Here is a 17,854-nt window from a genome sequence, read left to right on the forward strand (position 1 = left end):
GCGATGATCGTCCGACCCCGGCCGCACTGGCTGCGCCTGCTGTTCGTGCGGCGGGGCTCGCTGATACGGCTCATCCTGCCCCAGCAGCTCTTCACCGTCGGCCTGGCTTGCCTGGTGGTGCTGGCGCATGGCCAGCTGTTCCACTGGAAGGTGACGCTGACCGCCAGCCCGTTTTCGCTGATGGGCGTGTCGCTGGCCATCTTCCTGGGCTTTCGCATCAACGCCAGCTACGACCGCTACTGGGAAGGCCGCAAGCTCTGGGGCGCGCTGCTGGTGGATTCGCGCAACCTGGCCCGCCAGGCCCTCACGCTGACGGCGCCCGGCACCGACGTGCGCCCCTTCGTGCTCGGCCTGGCCGCGTTCTCGGCCGCCACGCGCAACCAGCTGCGCGACCAGGCACCGGAAACCGGTCTGGCCGGGCTGCTGCCGGCGGAGGTCCTGGCGCAGGTCACGCCGCGGCGCGGCGTGCCGGTGGCCATCGCGCTGTGGCTGGGCGGGCTGATGCGCGAGTGGCGCGAGCAGGACCGCCTGGTCCCGCAGCTGGCCGAGCGCATGGAACAGTCGCTGGACCAGCTGATGGCCGCGCTCGGCGGCTGCGAGCGCATTGCCAACACGCCGCTGCCCTTCACCTATTCGGTGATCCTGCACCGCAGCGTCTACGGCTACTGCATGCTGCTGCCGTTTGGCCTGGTCGACACCATCGGCTGGATGACGCCGCTGGTGGTGGCCTTTGTCTCGTACACCTTCTTCGCGCTGGAGGCGCTGAGCGACGAGATCGAACAGCCCTTCGGCCTGATGCCCAACGACCTGGCGCTGGACGCCCTGGCCGCCGGCATCGAAGCCAGCCTGCGGGAGATGCTGGGGGAAGTACCGCCGCCGCTGCCGCTGCCCGACGCCGACTACCAGCTGCGCTGAAAAAGCTTCAGCGGCCCGCGGGCTGCGGGCCGGGGTGCAGGCCCTGGCGCAGCACCTCGCCCATGCCCTGGCTGGGCAGCGGGTGGCTGAACAGGAAGCCCTGGTATTCGTTGCAGGCCAGCTCGTCCAGGCTGGCCTGCTGGCCTTCGGTCTCCACGCCTTCGGCGGTGACCTGGATGTTCAGCGTGCCGGCCAGCGCGACGATGGCCGCGGCAATCGCCGCGTCCTCGCTGTTGTGCGCAATGCCGCTGACGAAGCTGCGGTCGATCTTCAGCTTGGTGGCCGGGAAACGCTTCAGGTGGCTGAGGCTGGAAAAGCCGGTGCCGAAGTCGTCGATGGCAATGCCGAAGCCCAACGCGCGCAGCTCGCCCATCAGCGTGGCGGCGCGCTCGGGGTCGCTCATCAGCATGCTCTCGGTCAGTTCCAGCTCGATGTGGGCCGGGTTCACGCCGGCTTCGAGCGCAATGTCGCGCACCTGGGCCACGAAGTCGGCCTGGCGGAACTGGCGCGCCGAGACGTTGATGCCCATCACCCCGGGCTGCAGGCCTTCGAGGCGCCAGGCAGTGTGCTGTGCGCAGGCCGTGCGCAGCACCCAGGCGCCCAGCGGCAGGATCATGCCGGTCTCTTCGGCCACCGGAATGAAGTCGCACGGCCCCACGGCGCCCAGCTCGGGGCTGTGCCAGCGCAGCAAGGCTTCCATGCCGACCGGCTGCTTGCTCCGGGCCGAGACACGCACCTGGTAGTGCAGCGTGAACTCGTTGCGCTCGATGGCGTGCCGCAGCGCGTGTTCGATCGCCAGCTTGCTGCGCGCCGAATGGCCCATGCGCTCGGAGTGGAACTGGAAGCCGTTGCGGCCCTCGGCCTTGGCGTGGTACATCGCGAAATCGGCCTGCCGCATCAGCTCGCCAATGTCGGCGCTGTCGCGCGGCGCAATGGCAATGCCCAGGCTCAGCGTGCAGTACAGCTCGGCCGTGCCCACCTGCAGCGGCAGCCGGAATCCTTCGACCAGCTTGGCGGCGATGGTGGCCACGTCTTGGACCTGCTCGATGTCTTCGAGGATCACGGTGAACTCGTCGCCCCCGATGCGCGAGACCACGTCGGTCTGGCGCAGCAGCGCGGTCATGCGCTGCGCCACCTCCTGCAGCACCCGGTCGCCCACTTCATGCCCCAGCGAATCGTTGATGGACTTGAAGCGGTCCAGGTCGACAAAGATCAGCGCCACCAGCTTGCCGGTGCGGGTGCCGCGCTGCATCGCATGCGCCAGCCGGTTCAGGAACAGGCTGCGGTTGGGCAGGCCGGTCAGCGGGTCGAAGCGCGCCATCTGTTCGAGCTGGCGTGCCATGCGCAGCCGCTCGGCCAGCTCGCCATCCAGCCGCTGGTTGGCTTCCTGCAGCAGAGCGGTGCGCTCCTGCACGCGCTGCTCCAGCCCGTCGTGCGCCGCCTGCAGCTGCTGCTGCGCAAGCTGGCGCTCGGTCATTTCCTGCTGCACCGCAGCTTGCGAGCGGGCCAGGTGGTCCACCATGCGGTCGAACGAACGCGCCAGGTCGCCGACCTCGTCCTGCGTGTACTCGCCAATCTTCGCGCTGTGCTGGCCGCTGGCCAATGCCGCGGTGGCGGCTTGCAGCCGGGCGATGGGCCGCAGGATGCGGCGCGCTCCCCAGGCAGAGGCCCACAGCAGCAGCAGGCCGACGGGCAGGGCGAGCAGCAGCAGCGTGTGTGCCGCGCCGTCGGCGACACCCGCCATCTCGTCCAGCAGCGAGGTGTATTCGAGCACCAGCGCGCCTACGCTGGCACCGTTCGCGGACTTCAGCGCGACGACGGTCTGGTGGCGGCCCGGTTCACCGGCCTTGCCGGGTTCGACGAAGTAGCGCGGCTGGCCGTCATGCAAGGTGGCGGCCACCGCGGCGCCCATGTCGCCTGCCAGCGTGTGGCCGATGTCCTTGTGGTCCGCGTCGGCCACGATGCGCAGGTTCGCGTCCACCAGTTCGAGGTCACGCCGCCCCTCGCTGTGGATGAAGTCGACCAGCTGCTGGGCGGCAAGTACGGACAGCGGCGTGTCGCCTGGCAGCTGGGCATGGCTGGCCTGCTGGATCTGCAGCGCCAGCGAGGACGCCACGTGCGCGGCCAGCAGCTGGGCCGCGTCGGCCGAGGCGCCATGCAGCCGCACGATGCTGAGCACCATGATGCAGACCGCGGCCACGAAGCCGGCCAGCGCCAGCCCGGTAAGCTGCAGGCGCAGCGAGGGCCTGGCCCAAAGCCGAAGCTGGGCCGCGGCAGACAGCGGCGGGCGGGGCGGGTTCATGCAGGCTTCCGTGCGGCACCGGGCGGGGCGCGGCCACGAAGCGAGGACGCGAGCAGCGCGACCCGGCGCCTTGCTGCGTTATCGGCCAGTCCCGGCGCAACCTGATGGCGGGTGAGCTCAGGGTTTGCCGGGCAACACCAGCACGGCAGGCAACGGCGTCAGCGGGCCCTGGGTGGCCCAGCCGGCGGCCAGTGAACCGGTTTGCACCGCCTGCACCCGGGCCTCGGTCAACGGATGGCTGCGCAGCAGGGCAAATGGCACCGCGTTGGCTTCGGCGCTGTCGCGCAGCCGGTCGAACAAGGCCTTCACGCCGGCGGTGTGGCCATAGAGTCCGGCCACGGCCTTCAGCGCGTCGGCATCGGCCTGCGACTCCTGCTCGCGGTTGTAGCCCAGCATCACCACGCCGGCCGTCTGGCCCAGCATGGCCTGCACGGCGCGGGCGCCCGCGTCGGACGACAGCAGGCTCAGCAGCAAGGCCATCGACAGGCCCTGGCCCAGGTTGGCCGCCACGTGGCGGTGCTGCACGTGGGCGATCTCGTGGGCCAGCAGCGCGGCCAGCTCGTCTTCGCTGCGCAGCCGCCGCAGCAGCCCCTCGTGCACGCGGATCCGGCCGCCCAGCGTGGCATAGGCGTTGACCAGCTCGCTGGCGTCGCTGCGCACCTGCAGCGGCATGTCGGCCGGCAGGCCCATCTGCCGCGCCACCCGGTCGGCCAGGGCTTGCAGCGCGGCGGAGCGTGCGGCCCGGCCCGTGTCTTTTTCGGGTGGCTCTGGCAAGCGGTCTGCCAAGGCCAGCTCGGCCGAAAACGGCACATGCGGCGCCAGCCAGCGCGAGGCCCAGCCCAGCAGCAGCGCCACCAGCACCAGCGCAGCCACGCTGGCGCCGACCACCCAGGCGAACTCACGCAGCGGGTGCTCGGCGCTGCTGTTGATGCCTTCGGCGGGCAGCCGGTTCTCCAGCGTCGGGCCGGCAGGGCGCGGTGGTTCTGAAGATTCGGTCATCGGCAGCTCACTCGGCGCGCGTGTCCAGCGCGGTGCCGTAGGCCATCACTTCCATCGCCGGGGTCTGCTTGCCGGCCACGCGCGTGGTGTGGAAGCGCACGCCGATGACCAGCGTGCAACCGGCGTCACGGGCCTGTTGCTTCATGCGCAGCAAGGCTTCGCGCCGCCCGCGTTCCAGCAGCGACTCGTAGCCCCGCATGCGCCCGCCCACCAGGTTGCGAAAGCCGGCCACGAAGGTCTTGAAATGGTCGGACGAAACGACCACGCCGCCGCTCACAAGCTGCGAGCCATGGGCCTTGACGCCTACCGGCACGAAGCGCGTGTTCAACGCGATGACACCTTGCAGCGCACGCTCGCGTTCACGGATCGACGCATAGTGGCGTTGCTCCAGCGCCCGGCCAACGACGTAGCCGATCACGATCAGCACGATCGGCAGCCCCAGGTTGAGGATGAGGTCCAGCGGCATGGGCTCAGATCCGCTCTATCGTCACCGCCGAGCCGTAGGCCAGGATCTCGGCCGCGCCGGTGGTGATGGCCGTGGTGACGAAGCGCACGTTCAGCACCGCGTTGGCGCCCATGCTGCGGGCTTCGTCGGTCATGCGCTTGATGGCCTCTTCCCGCGCTTCCTGCATCAGCTCGGTGTAGCCCTTCAGCTCACCACCCACGATGTTCTTCAGGCCTGCCATCAGGTCCCGGCCGGCGTGCTTGGCCCGCACCGTGCTGCCCTGCGCCAATCCCAGGTGAGCGACCACTCGGTGCCCCGGCGCCATTTCCAGATTGCTGACCAACATCCGATTTCTCCCTCTGTGTTGCGATATTTGTGGATTGGAATCGGCGCCATCATTTCACATCCCGGATGACACCCGACCGCGGCGCCAGGCACCGTTGGGTTTGCGGTGCCGCACCGCCTGTCGGCTCCAGCTCAGTGCCCCGGGATGCGCTGCATAACATCGCGCCTCCACGTTGGGAATGAACAAGAGATGAGCCTGGAAGTACCTGAAGACCAGCGCCGCCGGCGGCTGCTGGGGTTGGCATTTGCAACCGCGGCCGTGATGGCCGGCTGTGGTGGTGGCGGCGGAGACACCAGCCCCGCGCCACCCACAAGCCCTGGCTCACCGCCGCCAGCCCCGCCGCCGGCATCCCCACCGCCTCCGCCACCACCCGCACCGGCCACCAAGAGCGCCAAGCGTGGCGTGGCCTATGACTTCGCGTCCGACGCTGACCTCAGCGCCCTCGCGCCCGGCGTCAGCTGGTGGTACGACTGGGGCCTGAACCCGTCGGCCTCGCTGCCTTCGGACGCGCAGACCACGCACGCGATGGACTTCCTGCCCATGCTGTGGAACGGCAACTTCGACGACGCGCAGGTCACCGCCAAGCTGCTGGCCGACACGTCCATCAAGTACCTGCTGCTGATGAACGAGCCCAACCTGACCGACCAGGCCAACCTCACGCCGCAGCAGGCCGCGGACCTCTGGCCACGCTACGAGGCCATTGCCACGGCCACCGGCGTCAAGCTCGTCGGCCCGCAGATCACCTGGGGCACGATGAGCGGCTACGCCGACCCCGTCGCGTGGCTGGACGCCTTCTACGCCGCCTACCAGGCCGCCCACGCCGGCCGCTCACCACAGATCGACTACCTCGGCTTCCACTGGTACGACTACGGCCTGGCCGACCAGCTCGACCGCCTCGCCAAATACGCCAAGCCCTTCTGGGTCACCGAAATGGCCAACTGGCACAGCCAGACCGACGGCGCCCAGATCGACACGCTGGCCAAGCAGCAAGCCCAGATGACCGAGATGGTCGCCACCTGCGAAACCCGCAGTGACGTCTTCCGCTACGCCTGGTTCACCGGCCGCCTGAACACCGACCCGCACTACAGCAGTTTGCTGGCGGGTGATGGGGTGTTGAGTGGGTTGGGGCTGACCTACCTGTCGTTGCCGTTTTGAGCGGTGGCGTCTGGCGTGCCTGGCTGGAAGGCGCGCCAGAGCGAGGAAGCGATGAACCACTGGGGTAAGGTGTCAGCGTGCAACTCGAGTGTCTTGCCGTCGGTCACTTCGGCGATGAGCCGGTGCTGCTCGCCGGAGTTGTCGAACACATAGGCTCGGTTGGCGGCATCGCAGGCGGATTCCAGCAAGCCAATTGATCGAGCGTACCGCTGCACGATCTTCTCGTGCGGCACGTCGTGGCCGCCTTCCGTCACACGTTGCTGGACGCGGGCGATGTTGATGGCCGGGTCTTCCGTGGCCACGAAGTAGAGGTACGTGCGGAACCCGCAGGCCTGGGCCTCGCGCATGAAGTCCACCTTGTCGCGCGAAGACATGACCGTCTCGAAGGTAAACGACGTGCCCGTTGCCAGTAACTCCCGTCGCACGAAGTCAGCCAGCACGGAGGCAACATAGGAGTTCGCCTGCGCGGGGTTCAGCGTGACCAGCGAGCCTGTCATCCGAAAGTCTTCTGAGACGGCTGACAGGCCGGCGTTTTGCAGCAGCGGTGAAGCCCGGAAATAGGCCCGCAGTCGCTCGCCAATGTCGAGCTTGGTGAGCTGTACGCCAAGGCTGGACAGATCGATCTGCCCGTGTTGTCTCAGGACCTTTTCGATCTCGTCCGCATTGAGGTAGATGCCGATCCATTCCGGGCGCAACTCGTCCTGGATCGTGCTTTTGCCCGATCCGTTGGGCCCGGCGAAGACTCGCAGTCTCGGGCTGGCCGTCGCCGTCGTCACCGCTCAGTCGCTCTTGCTCTTGCGGGTCAGCACCGTGCCTTTTCGCACCTTGGTGGCAGGGGGGAGCGCATGGATCACCCTCACACTGCCATCGGCACTGGCTTCGACCAGTTGGCCATTGGCTGCCATCACCACCTTGCCAGCTTGCGCGAGCGCACGTTGATGCGCAGCGCGCCCGGCGCGCGCGGCCAGCTCCGGAATCCGGGCTTCGGCGATCTGCATGTTCATTTCGCTCAGCGGCGGAATGGGTTTCATCGGGAACTCCTGCGGCTCAGGGCCTCATTGTGCAGCGTGGGCCAAGGCCCCGCTGGGCTCCTATGGATCACTCCCCCTTCGTCAACCCCAGGAAATGATCCAGCATGTGGAAGTGGTCGTCGTGGAACTGGTCTTCCATTGAGGTGAGGTCGGCGATGGGGACCCAGGCGACGGATTGGGCGTCGTCGTCGGCGCAGACTTCGGGGAGTTCGCGGTCGCCGAGGTCGAAGTGGTGGGCGTGGGTGATCGTGCGGCCGCGCTGGCTGCGGTCGGGGTGGTCGAGGACGGCGCTGGCTTTGAGGGCCTGCTGCATCGTGGTGTCCAGCAGGTGCAGGTGGGTCTCTTCGGCGAGTTCGCGCAGCGTGGACTGGTAAGCCGTTTCGCGTTGTTCGATGAAGCCGCCGGGCACGGCCCACAGGCCGACGCCGGGTGGGTGGGCGCGGCGGATCAGCAGCACGTGCTCTGCGCACTGAACCACGGCGTCCACCGTGACGAACACCGGTGCATACGGTGCCTGGGACCAGGCTTCGTGGTAGCGCTTGAGCGCGGCCCATTCGGCGGCCAAGGCGTTGAAGAAGGGCAGCGAGATCCAGCTGCGCAGGAAGGCCAGGGTGCTGTGCGGCAGCACGGCGGTCAGTGCACCGAGTGCGGCGCGGCGGTCGTCTGCGCTGGCCAGTTCGGCGCTGGCGAACAGTGCGTCGCGCACCTGCTGCGCGTCCGGCGTGCCGGGTGCGCGTTCGGCGGCGATCAGCTGCCAGGGCTCGAAGCGGCGCAGGTAGCTGCTGGTGGCGTCCTTGAAGTGGCCGATCAGTGCGATGGACGGTGCCTTGCGGTCTTCTGCGGTTGCCAGCAGCCTGGCCACGCCGGCCTTGACTGCGGCGACCCAGCGCGTCTCGTCATAGAAATCGCGCAGCGGCAGGAACTGGATGCGCGCGGCATCCGCCTCGCCTACCGCCAGGCGGATCAGCTCGGCGCGTTCTTCCCAGGTGAACGGGTTCTTCGGCGTGCGCGCCTGGAAGCTGGAGCCGAGCACGACGATGACCCGCGGCGCGGTGGCCAGCGCCTGGCGCAGCAGCACGAGGTGGCCGTTGTGCAGTGGCTGGAAGCGGCCGATGAACAGCGCGGCTTCGTGTGTGGTGGCAGGGATTTCGGGCAGGGTTCGCATGAGGTGCTGGGTGGGGTTCAGTCGGGATGCACGGCGGCGATGGGCATGCGGCGGCCGCTGCCAAAAGCCTGGGCGCGCAGGCGGATGAGGGGTGGCGCCTGGCGGCGTTTGTACTCGTTGCGCCAGACCATGCGGCGGATGCGGGCGATCAGCGCCGCGCCCTCGGGCTGCAGCTGCAGCGCAGCGACCATCGCGCTGGCCTGTACATGTTCTTCGGGCGAGAGACGTTCGCCCTCGATCATCAGCTTCAGCACCTCGTCCAGCACGGGGTACGGCGGCAGGCTGTCGCTGTCCTGCTGGCCAGGCGCGAGTTCGGCAGAGGGCGGTTTGTCGATGATGGCCCGCGGGATCAGCTCACGGTCGGCGGCTTCGTTCAGGTGCCGCGCCAGCGCAAAGACTTCCGTCTTGTACAGGTCGCCGATCAGGCCCAGTCCGCCATTGGTGTCGCCATACAGCGTGCAGTAGCCCACGGCGATCTCGGACTTGTTGCCGGTGGTCAGCAGCAGCTGGCCGAACTGGTTCGAGTGCGCCATCAGCACGGTGCCGCGGATGCGGGCCTGCAGGTTTTCCAGCGCCAGGCCTTGCAGCGGCGCGCCGGTGCTGGCTTCGAACTGTGCCGCGTGCTGGTCCACTGTGGCCTGGATGGGATGCGTCAACAGCTTCACGCCGAGGTTCGCGCACAGCGTGGCCGAGTCGTCCACCGAGCCTGCGGACGAGTGCCGCGATGGCATCGTGATGGCGAGCACGTTCTCCGGCCCCAGCGCCTCGGCGGCAAGGGCGAGCGTGACGGCGCTGTCGATGCCACCGGACGCGCCGACGACAGCCTGGCGGAAGCCGCAGCGGCGCGCATAGTCCTGAAGGCCGAGCACGATCTGCGCGCGGTGGAAGGCGGGCGCGGTCATGGCTTGTGCGACCGGCGGCAAGGCGCCGCCATCGGCCGCGCAGAAGCGGCCCCGGTCGAAGCCCAGCGTGCAGATGTCTTCGGCGAAGCGGCGGGCCTCGAAGCACACGCCGCGCTGCGGTTCGGCGCAGAAGGAGGCGCCGTCGTAGACCAGTTCGTCATGCCCGCCGACCTGGTTCACATAGACCAGCGGCAGGCCATGGCGCTGGGCCGCGGCGGCGACTACCGCATGGCGGCGCTGGCGCTGGCCCAGGTCCGAAGGGCTGGCGTTGATGGACACCACCAGGTCCGGCGCGGCGTCGCGCATGCAGGCAAACGGGTTGACCGCGTAGGCCTGGCCGTCGTCGTTCCAGCCGTCCTCGCAGATCAGGAAGCCGACGCGTGCATCGCCCACGCGCAGCACCGGCGCGGCGTCCGGGCCAGGCTCGAAATGGCGCTTGTCGTCGAAGATGCCGTAGGTCGGCAGCAGCTGCTTGGCGTAGCGCAGCAGCACCTCGCCGTTGCGCAGCACCAGCAGCTGGTTGTGCAGCGGCTTGCCTGGACCGACGCGAGGCACCGGTGCGCCGACGACCCAGGTCAGCTGCGGCAGTTCGCGCGAGGCTTGATGCAACGCTTCGATGCCCGCTGCCACCTGCTGCAGGAAGGCCGGCTCGGCCAGCAGATCGCCGGGGAAATAGCCGGTCAGCGACAGCTCGGGGAAGATGACCAGCTGCGCGCCTGCGTCCCGGGCCTGGCGGGCCGCGCGCCGCATCGCGGCGACATTGCCTTCGATGTCGCCCAGCGTCGGGTTCAGCTGGGCAAGGGTCAGGGTCAACATCATTGCTGCACCTCTGGCGGCTGGATGTGGAAGACCTGGCGCAGGTAGGCGAGGAAGGTCTCGTCGTCGCACAGGGTCTTGCCCGGGGAATCGGACAGCTTGGCCACCGGCTGGCCGTTGGCGGCGGTGAGCTTCATCACGATGTTGATCGGCGTGAGGCCTACGTCGTTGGTCAGGTGCGTGCCGATGCCAAAGCCCAGCTGCGTGCGGTCGGCGAAATGGCGGTAGAGCGCAAATGCGGTCGGCATGTCCAGGCCGTCGGAGAAGACCAGGCGCTTGGTGTGCGCATCGATGCGCAGCTTGGCGTAATGGGTCAGCGCCTTTTCGCCCCAGGTGATGGGGTCGCCGGAGTCGTGGCGCAGGCCGTCGAAGAGCTTGGCGAAGTAGAGGTCGAAGTCGGCCAGGAAGGCGTCCATGCCGACCACGTCGGTCAGCGCAATGCCCAGGTCGCCGCGGTATTCCTGCACCCAGTCTTCGAGCGCCGCCTGCTGGAAGTGCTTGAGCCGCACCTCGTGGGCCTGGAAGGTCTGCAGGTACTCATGCGCCATGGTGCCGATGGGCACCAGGTTCAGCGCCTTGGCCAGCATCACGTTGGAGGTGCCCTTGAACCACTGCGCAAGTTCGCGCTGGAACGCGCTGACGACCTCGCGCTGCCAGGCGCCGGAGAAGCGGCGTCGCACGCCGAAGTCGAAGAACTCGAAGGGATGGGTGCGGGACGGCTCGGCGCCGAACGCTTTCACGGCCTCGATCTTGGCCTGCAGCCGGCGGCGGCCTTCGGCCAGCGCCGGCTCGGCGTCGAAGCGGCGGAAGTACAGCTCGTTGACGATGGCCAGCACGAAGATCTCGAAGCCCGTCACATGCACCTGCGGGCCGTGGGCGACGATCTGCAGCGTGTCGCCCGCTGTGCTGACCTCGATGAAGGCGCGCTGGAACTGGAAGATGCGCAGGAAGTCGATGAAGTCCGACTTCATGAAGCGCAGGCCCTGCAGATAGCTCAGTTCTTCGGAGGCAAAGCGCAGCTGGCAAAGCGCGTCCAGCTGCTGGCCCACTTCGCCGGCCAGCTCGGCCAGTGGATAGGCCGGTGTGTTGCGGCAGACGAAGCGGTACTCGGCCTGGGTGGACGGGTGCCGGTGCAGCATGGCCTGCCACATCGTGAACTTGTAGAGGTCGGTGTCCAGCAGGCTGGTGATCACGGGGGTCATGGTGGGTTCGAGCCCTCACTGGAGGTTGGCGGTGAGCAGCGGCAGTGCCTGGTCGCAGGTGGCCAGTTGCACGCCGCGGGAACGCATGTCGGCCAGGAAGCCTTGGGCGTTCGCCTCGAAGCCGCCCACCGGGCTCATCGCATCGGTCAGCAGCATGACACGGGTGGCGGCTTCGGCCGGCAGGTTCGCGACGATGTGTTCGGTGGTCGCCTTCACGCAGTGGCTGCTGGCCTGGCCGGCGATCAACAGCAGGTCGGCCTGGGCGAGCTCGGCCAGCAGCGTGCGGTTCAGCTCGGTGGCCGGGTCGGTGCCGTCCGGCACTTCGGCCTGCATCGCGCTGTAGTGCTCGGTCCACGGGTTGCTGCCCTTGAGCACCAGGTTCAGTTGCGTCAGCTGCATGGTCTCCCAGTCGCCCAGCGCGGCCTTCAGGTTGGCATGCAGGTTGTGGCCCCAGGTGCCGATCTCGCAGTGCACCGGCCAGACCATCAGCGTGTAGCGGCCACGGGCTTCGAGCTCGTCCAGGTAGGCGAGGGTTCTTGGCAGCGCGGCCGGGTCGCGTGGCGCGAACTCGCCGGCGCGCACCTGCTGCGCGGTGATGGGCGTGAATGGCGCGACGGCGCCGCCGTCGCCTTGCTGCCAGAAGCCGGGGTGGGCGATGTCGATGCGGTGGTGCGAGTCCAGCGTCACGGTGATCTGGCCGATGCCCTGGCCGCCGGCACGGACCAGCGCCGCGACGCGTTGCAGGTCGGCATGGGCGCCGGCCACAGGCAGGGCCGGGGCGGTGCGCTGGCCGCTGACCGGGTCGAGCGGCCACCAGTCTTGCGGCAGGTCGCAGAAGTCGTTCTGCGGGTCGATGATGAGCAGCTGGATCTTCTGGCGGGTCATGGACTTCCTCGGGTCTTGAAGCATCGATGAGCCGCACTGTAGATGACTTTGTTTAATGTTGCAACTATCTATTCCGCACAGGCCGGACGGGCTTGGTTGCTAGACTGAACAAAGTCCTTCCCCTCACAGAGTTCGTTTTCTTTCATGGCCCTCAAGCCAAGCTCCCCAGCTTCCACGACCGAATTCCCCGCCGTGATCTGCACTGTCGACGTGGTGCTGCTGACGCTGAAGGACCAGGCCCTGCACGTGGTGCTCGTGGACCGCGACCGGCCGCCGTTTGCCGGCGTGCCAGCCCTGCCGGGCGGCTTCGTGCATGTGCAGGAGGACGCGACCGCCTGGCACGCAGCGGCGCGGGCGCTGCAGGAAAAGGCCGGCATCGTCAGCCCCTACCTGGAGCAGTTGGCGACCTGGTCCGGCGCGAAGCGCGATTCGCGCGGCTGGTCGGTGTCCATCGTCTACTACGCGGTGGTCGCGTTTGAACTGCTGCCGGCGGACCGGCCAGGGCTGCGCACCGCGCCCATCGACAGCCTGCCCAGCCTGCCGTTCGACCATGGCGAGATGGTCGCCACCGCAGTGGCGCGGGTGCGCACCAAGAGCCAGTATTCGTCGCTGCCGATCTACCTCTGCGGCGAGCGCGTGACGCTGCCGCAGCTGCAGGCGGTGTACGAGGCGGTGCTGGGCGAGCCGATCAACAAGGTGAGCTTTCGCCGCAAGATCGAGGAACTGGGCATGCTGGAGCCGATTGCTGGCGAAACGACGATGGCCGGCGCGCACCGCCCGGCCCAGGTCTACCAGCTGCGGCCGCAGTACCGCCGCAAGCTCTCGGTGGTGCCGCGCGGCATCAATGCGCTCGGGTAGCGCCTTCGTCGGCGCATGAAAAAAGGCCGGCATGTTGCCGGCCTTCGCGCGTCAGGAGAAGACGCTGTGACTTCAGGCGAAGCGCGCGGTCGTGGTGGCCAGGCGCTGGCCGAAGGCCTTGGCAGTGGCGATGTCGCCCGGGACCATTTCGTCGGCCGAAGCGTCCGACGGCGTGGCGGTCATCAGGCCGCCGAACGAGGCGACGTAGTTGATGTCGTTGCGCGTGGCGGCCTTGCTGTTGGACGGCATCATGCCGGTGCCCACCCACAGGCCGCTGTGCTGCATCGCCAGCGTGGTGAGGTAGTGCAGCGTGCTGAGCTTGTCGCCGTTCATCGAGGCCGAGTTGGTGAAGCCGGCGAACAGCTTGTCCTTCCAGCCTTGCGTGAACCAGACCTTGGAGCTGGCGTCGGCGAACTTCTTGAACTGCCAGCTCACGGTGCCCATGTAGGTCGGCGAGCCGAAGACGATGGTGGTGGCCGCGGCCAGCTGTTCCCAGCCGCCTTCGGGCAGGTTGCCTTCGGCGTCGATGGCCAGCAGGCTGGCGGCGCTGCCAGCGCCTTCGGCGACGGCCTCGGCGATCTTCTTGGTGTGGCCGTAGCCGCTGTGATAGACGATGACGATGGATGCAGACATGGCGAGCCTTGGAGCGAGGGGTTGAGGGAGTCAGCAGGAGCGCTGGATTGGGCTCGATTTTGAGAACCCCCGGGGCTCGCGTGGTTCATGCGCTTCGACTGCATCGTTCTGCGGATTCGAATGGTCAGCGGTGTTTCGAGTCAGGAACAGTCAACGGTCCGGCGATGTTTCGGCAATGTGCGCCAGCAAGCCGCTTTGGCCCGGCGCCACTTGTTCGGCCAGCGCGTGCCCGTCCGGGTAGTCGCCGCCGTTCTGCGGGCGAAAGGCGATTGGCGCGTCACTGAACAGGCCGGCCAGTCGCGCTTGCCAGGCCAGCCGGGCCGCGGCGACACGTGCATCGTCCAGGCGACCAGTGCCGTAGACCGCATGCGTGGGCAGCACCGCCATGCCGGGGAAAAACAGCGTGCCATGCGTGATGGGGAACAGCAGCTGCTCCAGCGGGCCGTTGATGCCACGCGGCGCGTAGTCTTCGGCCGGCCCGCCGACGGTGACTGACAGCAGCGCGCGCTTGCCCTGCAGCCCGCCTTCGCCATAGCGGTAGCGGTTGCCGGCGCCCTGCCAGCCATAGGCCAGGCCGTAGGCAAACACGCGGTCCACCCAGCCCTTGAGGATGGCCGGCATGCCGAACCACCACAGCGGGAACTGCAGGATCAGCGCATCGGCCGCGAGCAGCTTGCGTTGCTCTTCTTCGACGTCCGCCGTCTGCAGCCCGTTCGCAAACGCGTGGCCAGATTCGGCGATGAAGTCCAGCCGCTTGGCGTTGGCCCGGCTGGGGAAGTCCTGCGCGTCGAACACTGCCTTCCAGCCCATCGCATGCAGGTCCGACTGCATCACCTCGTGGCCTTGCTGTAGCAGCGTCGACACCGCCTCGTCCACCAGTTGGCGGTTCAGCGAGCGGGGCTCGGGATGGGCATGGACGATCAGCACGCGGCGGCTCATGGGATGGCTCCTGAAGGGGGAAGGCCGCCAGTCTGGCCGGCTACGAGTCATCCGTGAAATCACCAGATCGATTGGCTACCATCCACCACATGGATGGCGAAAAGCGACTCGACCTGAACCTGCTGGCCACGCTGGAGGCCTTGCTGGCCGAGCAGAACGTCACCCGGGCCGCTGCGCGGCTGCACCTGAGCCAGCCGGCGGTCAGCGCCCAGCTGAACCGGCTGCGCACGCTGTTCGACGATCCGCTGCTGATCCCCGCGCCGCGCGGCATGACGCCCACCGCCAAGGCGCTGGAGCTGGTGGCGCCGCTGCGCCAGGCGCTGGACCAGGTGCGCCACACGGTGGTCAGCCACCGCCATTTCGACCCCGGCACCGCGCAACTCACGTTGTCCATCGCCTGCACCGACTACATGCAGGCCGCTGTGCTGATGCCGCTGGCGGTGGCACTGCGCGCGCAGGCGCCGGGCGTGCGCCTGGCGCTGCGCCAGCTGGACGCGCCGCAGCTCGAAGCGCAGATGGCGCGCGGCGAAGTGGATCTGGCGCTGATGACGCCGCAGACCGCGCCGCCCGGCCTGCGCAGCCGGCACCTGCTGGACGAGCGCTACGTGCTGATCGGCCGGCGTGGCCATCCGAAACTGCGGCGCGGCCTGTCGGTCGCGGCGTTTGCGAAGCTGGAGCACGTCGTCGTGTCGCCGCAGGGCGGCGGTTTCAGCACGGCGGTGGACGACGCGCTGGCCGCGCTGGGCCACGCGCGGCGCGTGGTGCTGTCGGCCGCCTCGTTCCTGTTCGTGCCGGAACTGGTCGCGCAGTCGGACTTCGTCGCGCTGGTGCCCGAGCGCCTGGTGCGCGGGCGCATGGAAGACCGGCTGCAAGTGCTGGACTGCCCGCTGCCCGTCGAGGGCTTTCGCGTGCTGATGCTGTGGCACGAGCGCGGCCACGGCCACAGCGGCCAGCGCTGGCTGCGCGAGCGATTGCTGGCGCTGGTGCAGGCGGGCCACGGCGACCCGCCGCATCCCTAAAGCGAAGCTGCGCGCAGCGCAGGCGGCGGCGTCAAATCCGCGTCACCTTGCAGGCTCAGGATCGGCTTTCCGATCCCAGCCCGCTTTTCCTTGCCTGCCCGCCGGAGTACCCCATGCAAAACGATCACGACGACCCGTCTTCTGCGTCACCCCAGGATCCGCAGCGCCGTCGCTTGCTTGCGGGCATGGCCGCCTCGGGTGCTGCCACCACCGGCGCGCTGCTGGCGCAGCCGGCGTCGGCGGCATCCGCCGAGTCTGCCAAAGGCCCGTCCACCCAGCCACTGCCGGCGCCCGAGGACTGCGGCATCGACCACTTCGTCATCGTGATGATGGAGAACCGCTCGTTCGATCACTTCCTCGGCTGGGTGCCCGGCGCCGAAGGCCGGCAGGCGGGCCTGAGCTTTGCCGACACCGCGGGCCACTGGCGGCAGACGCACGACCTCGCGCCCGACTTCCAGAACTGCAGCAGCGCCGACCCCGACCACAGCTACGGCGCCGGCCGCGGCGATGTGAATGACGGCGCGATGGACGGCTTCCTGAAGCCCCAGCCCGCGGGCGACACCTTCCCCATCGGCTACTACACGGCAGGCAGCCTGCCCTTCTACGCCGGCTGCGCCCAGCACTGGACCATCTGCGACCATTACTTCAGCGGCATCCTGTCCTGCACCTTCCCGAACCGCATCTACATGCACGCAGGCCAGACCGACCGCGTGACCAATACCTTCGCGATCTCGAAGCTGCCCACCATCTGGGACCGGCTCAAGGCCGCCGGCCTGCGCGGCCGCTACTACTTCAGCGACGTGCCGGTCACCGCGCTGTGGGGCGCCGCGCAGCTGGACATTTCGCGCCGCTTCAGCGAGTTCAAGCGCGACGCCGCGGCCGGCCGGCTGCCGGCCGTCAGCTACATCGACCCGGCGCTGCTGGGCACCGGCATGGGCATCTCGCGGGACGACCATCCGTATGCCGACATCCGCGACGGCCAGGCCTTCCTGAACGACATCTACGACACGCTGCGCGCCAGCCCGAACTGGGAGCGCACACTGATGATCGTCAACTACGACGAGTGGGGCGGTTTCTTCGACCACGTCGCGCCGCCGTTCGGCCCGGTCTCGCCCGAGGAGTTTGCCGCCACCGGCAATGACGGCCGGCTGGGCATTCGCGTGCCCTGCGTGGCCATCGGCCCGAAGGCGCGGCGTGGGCATGTCGAGTCGACACCGTTCGACCCCAACGCCATCCTCAACATGCTGGCCTGGCGCTTCGGCTTCGAGCCGCTGGGCGTGCGCGGCAGCACCTCCACCAACTTCGCCCACGCGCTGGACTTCAGCGCCCGGCACCACGCCGCGGCGCCTGCTTTCGACGTGCCGCCCGGCCCGTTTGGCACCGCCTGCGTGCTGCAACAGCGCGGCACCGGCCCGGGCGCGGACAAAGGCTTCGCCGAAGTCGTGCGCCGGCGCGACGAGCACCTGGCCGAACTGCACCAGCTGCGCGCGCTGGCGGACCGGCACGGCTTCCGTTGATCAGCCGCGCGGCGCTGGACAGACCACCGCCTGCTGGCTTGGCAACTTGGTCATGCAGGCGGCGAAAAGCGCGCCGTCCAGCCAGGCGGCCAGCCAGGCTTGCAGCGCCGGCCAGGGCTGTGCGCTGAACCATTGCGGTGCCACGGCCGCGAACTGGCGCACGAACGGAAAAATCGCCAGGTCGGTGGCACAGGGCTGTTCGCCACCCAGCCAAGGCTGGTCCTGCAGCCGAGCCTCCAGCGGCAGCAGCAGGGCCGCCACCGCATCGGCGCGCACGGCCTCGCGAGAGCGAGGCTCATCGAGGAAACGTTCGGGGTACTTGTAGCGGTCCAGGTCGCGCTTGAACACACCGTCATTGCACTGCAGCAGCGCAAGGTTGGGCGGCGACTGAGCTGCCTGCCACCAGTGTGGGTCGTCCGCGGTCGCCAAGGCCCACCGCATGATGTCCCAGCTCTCGTCCAGCACCTCGCCACCTGGCAGGCGCAGCACCGGCACCGTGCCCTTGGGCGACAGTTGCAGCAGCGCGGCCGGCTTGTCGCGCAGCACGATCTCGAAGGCCTCGAACGGCCGCCCGGCCTGCAGCAGCGCCATGCGGGCGCGCATCGCGTAAGGGCAGCGGCGGTAGCTGTAGAGCAGGGGCAGGGGTGACGGTGTCATCTGGCCAAAGAGGGGTTGGCGTGTAGGCGAAGGCTGGCTGCGCGGTGGCACGCTTCGCAGTATGGTGC

The 17,854-nt window shown here is 68.6% G+C and carries 18 protein-coding genes; 5 read left to right on the plus strand and 13 right to left on the minus strand.

Going from position 1 to position 17,854, the window contains the following annotated elements; all coding sequences use genetic code 11:
- The first annotated feature begins 3 nt into the window (after positions 1-3).
- Positions 4-915 carry a bestrophin family protein gene (locus LRH25_RS02650; protein WP_231010119.1) on the plus strand — a complete coding sequence of 304 codons (912 nt, stop codon included), beginning with the start codon at positions 4-6 and terminating at the stop codon, positions 913-915.
- Positions 916-922: 7 nt separating this feature from the next.
- On the opposite strand, the gene LRH25_RS02655 is transcribed toward LRH25_RS02650, so the two are convergent.
- From LRH25_RS02655 to LRH25_RS02670, 4 genes are all read right to left on the minus strand, one after another.
- Positions 923-3,217: a putative bifunctional diguanylate cyclase/phosphodiesterase gene (locus LRH25_RS02655; protein ID WP_231010120.1), complete on the minus strand. Its 2,295-nt coding sequence runs from the start codon at positions 3,215-3,217 to the stop codon at positions 923-925.
- A 117-nt stretch (positions 3,218-3,334) separates the two neighbouring features.
- A complete protein-coding gene (locus LRH25_RS02660; protein ID WP_231010121.1) occupies positions 3,335-4,216 on the minus strand; it encodes a M48 family metallopeptidase in 882 nt (293 codons plus the stop codon).
- Between the two features lie 7 nt (positions 4,217-4,223).
- Complete coding sequence (locus LRH25_RS02665; protein WP_211361413.1) at positions 4,224-4,682, minus strand: YbjQ family protein; 459 nt, start codon at positions 4,680-4,682, stop codon at positions 4,224-4,226.
- Positions 4,683-4,686: 4 nt separating this feature from the next.
- On the minus strand, positions 4,687-5,007 hold the full coding sequence (locus LRH25_RS02670; RefSeq protein ID WP_141288265.1) for a YbjQ family protein: 321 nt from the start codon (positions 5,005-5,007) through the stop codon (positions 4,687-4,689).
- A 189-nt stretch (positions 5,008-5,196) separates the two neighbouring features.
- Between LRH25_RS02670 and LRH25_RS02675 the strand changes: the two genes are divergently transcribed.
- The gene (locus tag LRH25_RS02675; RefSeq protein WP_211361414.1) at positions 5,197-6,162 is read left to right on the plus strand and encodes a glycosyl hydrolase; all 966 of its coding nucleotides are present in this window, start codon (positions 5,197-5,199) and stop codon (positions 6,160-6,162) included.
- Here LRH25_RS02675 and LRH25_RS02680 read toward each other — a convergent pair.
- The 6 genes from LRH25_RS02680 to LRH25_RS02705 form a co-directional block, all read right to left on the minus strand.
- The gene (locus tag LRH25_RS02680; RefSeq protein ID WP_141288266.1) at positions 6,141-6,938 is read right to left on the minus strand and encodes an ATPase; all 798 of its coding nucleotides are present in this window, start codon (positions 6,936-6,938) and stop codon (positions 6,141-6,143) included. The genes LRH25_RS02675 and LRH25_RS02680 overlap by 22 nt on opposite strands.
- A gap of 3 nt (positions 6,939-6,941) precedes the next feature.
- Positions 6,942-7,193, minus strand: a complete 252-nt coding sequence (locus LRH25_RS02685; protein ID WP_231010122.1) for a PDZ domain-containing protein — start codon at positions 7,191-7,193, stop codon at positions 6,942-6,944.
- A 67-nt stretch (positions 7,194-7,260) separates the two neighbouring features.
- Positions 7,261-8,358, minus strand: coding sequence for a bifunctional nicotinamide-nucleotide adenylyltransferase/Nudix hydroxylase (locus LRH25_RS02690; RefSeq protein ID WP_141288267.1), 1,098 nt, complete (start codon positions 8,356-8,358; stop codon positions 7,261-7,263).
- A gap of 17 nt (positions 8,359-8,375) precedes the next feature.
- The gene (locus LRH25_RS02695) at positions 8,376-10,076 is read right to left on the minus strand and encodes an NAD+ synthase (RefSeq protein ID WP_141288272.1); all 1,701 of its coding nucleotides are present in this window, start codon (positions 10,074-10,076) and stop codon (positions 8,376-8,378) included.
- Positions 10,076-11,278: a nicotinate phosphoribosyltransferase gene (pncB, locus tag LRH25_RS02700; protein ID WP_141288268.1), complete on the minus strand. Its 1,203-nt coding sequence runs from the start codon at positions 11,276-11,278 to the stop codon at positions 10,076-10,078. Before pncB ends, LRH25_RS02695 begins: the two co-directional genes overlap by 1 nt.
- A 15-nt stretch (positions 11,279-11,293) precedes the next feature.
- Positions 11,294-12,163, minus strand: a complete 870-nt coding sequence (locus LRH25_RS02705; RefSeq protein ID WP_231010123.1) for a cysteine hydrolase family protein — start codon at positions 12,161-12,163, stop codon at positions 11,294-11,296.
- A 144-nt stretch (positions 12,164-12,307) separates the two neighbouring features.
- Here LRH25_RS02705 and LRH25_RS02710 point away from each other — a divergent pair, with 144 nt between their 5' ends.
- Positions 12,308-13,021 carry an NUDIX hydrolase gene (locus LRH25_RS02710; RefSeq protein ID WP_141290871.1) on the plus strand — a complete coding sequence of 238 codons (714 nt, stop codon included), beginning with the start codon at positions 12,308-12,310 and terminating at the stop codon, positions 13,019-13,021.
- A 72-nt stretch (positions 13,022-13,093) separates the two neighbouring features.
- Here LRH25_RS02710 and LRH25_RS02715 read toward each other — a convergent pair whose 3' ends face one another.
- Together LRH25_RS02715 and LRH25_RS02720 are read right to left on the minus strand one after the other, a co-directional pair.
- A complete protein-coding gene (locus tag LRH25_RS02715) occupies positions 13,094-13,654 on the minus strand; it encodes a flavodoxin family protein (RefSeq protein WP_141290873.1) in 561 nt (186 codons plus the stop codon).
- 150 nt (positions 13,655-13,804) lie between these two features.
- Entirely contained in the window at positions 13,805-14,593 is a 789-nt protein-coding gene (locus tag LRH25_RS02720) for an NAD(P)H-dependent oxidoreductase (protein WP_141290875.1), read from the minus strand.
- 89 nt (positions 14,594-14,682) lie between these two features.
- On the opposite strand from LRH25_RS02720, the gene LRH25_RS02725 reads away from it, so the two are divergent.
- Complete coding sequence (locus LRH25_RS02725; protein WP_231010124.1) at positions 14,683-15,612, plus strand: LysR family transcriptional regulator; 930 nt, start codon at positions 14,683-14,685, stop codon at positions 15,610-15,612.
- Between the two features lie 113 nt (positions 15,613-15,725).
- Positions 15,726-17,129: an alkaline phosphatase family protein gene (locus LRH25_RS02730; RefSeq protein WP_231010125.1), complete on the plus strand. Its 1,404-nt coding sequence runs from the start codon at positions 15,726-15,728 to the stop codon at positions 17,127-17,129.
- Here LRH25_RS02730 and LRH25_RS02735 read toward each other — a convergent pair whose 3' ends face one another.
- Positions 17,130-17,786: a glutathione S-transferase gene (locus tag LRH25_RS02735; RefSeq protein ID WP_141290961.1), complete on the minus strand. Its 657-nt coding sequence runs from the start codon at positions 17,784-17,786 to the stop codon at positions 17,130-17,132.
- Positions 17,787-17,854: the final 68 nt, after the last annotated feature.

The organism is Ideonella azotifigens, assembly GCF_021043325.1.
Classification (GTDB): Bacteria; Pseudomonadota; Gammaproteobacteria; order Burkholderiales; family Burkholderiaceae_C; genus Ideonella; species Ideonella azotifigens.

What these genes read in the sequence shown, in the direction of transcription:
- LRH25_RS02705 (WP_231010123.1), bottom strand. Translation starts at nt 12,163, where the DNA reads ATGACCCGCCAGAAGATCCAGCTGCTCATCATCGACCCGCAGAACGAC.
- LRH25_RS02660 (WP_231010121.1), bottom strand. Translation starts at nt 4,216, where the DNA reads ATGACCGAATCTTCAGAACCACCGCGCCCTGCCGGCCCGACGCTGGAG.
- pncB (WP_141288268.1), bottom strand. Translation starts at nt 11,278, where the DNA reads ATGACCCCCGTGATCACCAGCCTGCTGGACACCGACCTCTACAAGTTC.
- LRH25_RS02685 (WP_231010122.1), bottom strand. Translation starts at nt 7,193, where the DNA reads ATGAAACCCATTCCGCCGCTGAGCGAAATGAACATGCAGATCGCCGAA.
- LRH25_RS02690 (WP_141288267.1), bottom strand. Translation starts at nt 8,358, where the DNA reads ATGCGAACCCTGCCCGAAATCCCTGCCACCACACACGAAGCCGCGCTG.
- LRH25_RS02675 (WP_211361414.1), top strand. Translation starts at nt 5,197, where the DNA reads ATGAGCCTGGAAGTACCTGAAGACCAGCGCCGCCGGCGGCTGCTGGGG.
- LRH25_RS02715 (WP_141290873.1), bottom strand. Translation starts at nt 13,654, where the DNA reads ATGTCTGCATCCATCGTCATCGTCTATCACAGCGGCTACGGCCACACC.
- LRH25_RS02670 (WP_141288265.1), bottom strand. Translation starts at nt 5,007, where the DNA reads ATGTTGGTCAGCAATCTGGAAATGGCGCCGGGGCACCGAGTGGTCGCT.
- LRH25_RS02710 (WP_141290871.1), top strand. Translation starts at nt 12,308, where the DNA reads ATGGCCCTCAAGCCAAGCTCCCCAGCTTCCACGACCGAATTCCCCGCC.
- LRH25_RS02655 (WP_231010120.1), bottom strand. Translation starts at nt 3,217, where the DNA reads ATGAACCCGCCCCGCCCGCCGCTGTCTGCCGCGGCCCAGCTTCGGCTT.
- LRH25_RS02730 (WP_231010125.1), top strand. Translation starts at nt 15,726, where the DNA reads ATGCAAAACGATCACGACGACCCGTCTTCTGCGTCACCCCAGGATCCG.
- LRH25_RS02650 (WP_231010119.1), top strand. Translation starts at nt 4, where the DNA reads ATGATCGTCCGACCCCGGCCGCACTGGCTGCGCCTGCTGTTCGTGCGG.
- LRH25_RS02720 (WP_141290875.1), bottom strand. Translation starts at nt 14,593, where the DNA reads ATGAGCCGCCGCGTGCTGATCGTCCATGCCCATCCCGAGCCCCGCTCG.
- LRH25_RS02725 (WP_231010124.1), top strand. Translation starts at nt 14,683, where the DNA reads ATGGATGGCGAAAAGCGACTCGACCTGAACCTGCTGGCCACGCTGGAG.
- LRH25_RS02735 (WP_141290961.1), bottom strand. Translation starts at nt 17,786, where the DNA reads ATGACACCGTCACCCCTGCCCCTGCTCTACAGCTACCGCCGCTGCCCT.
- LRH25_RS02665 (WP_211361413.1), bottom strand. Translation starts at nt 4,682, where the DNA reads ATGCCGCTGGACCTCATCCTCAACCTGGGGCTGCCGATCGTGCTGATC.
- LRH25_RS02695 (WP_141288272.1), bottom strand. Translation starts at nt 10,076, where the DNA reads ATGTTGACCCTGACCCTTGCCCAGCTGAACCCGACGCTGGGCGACATC.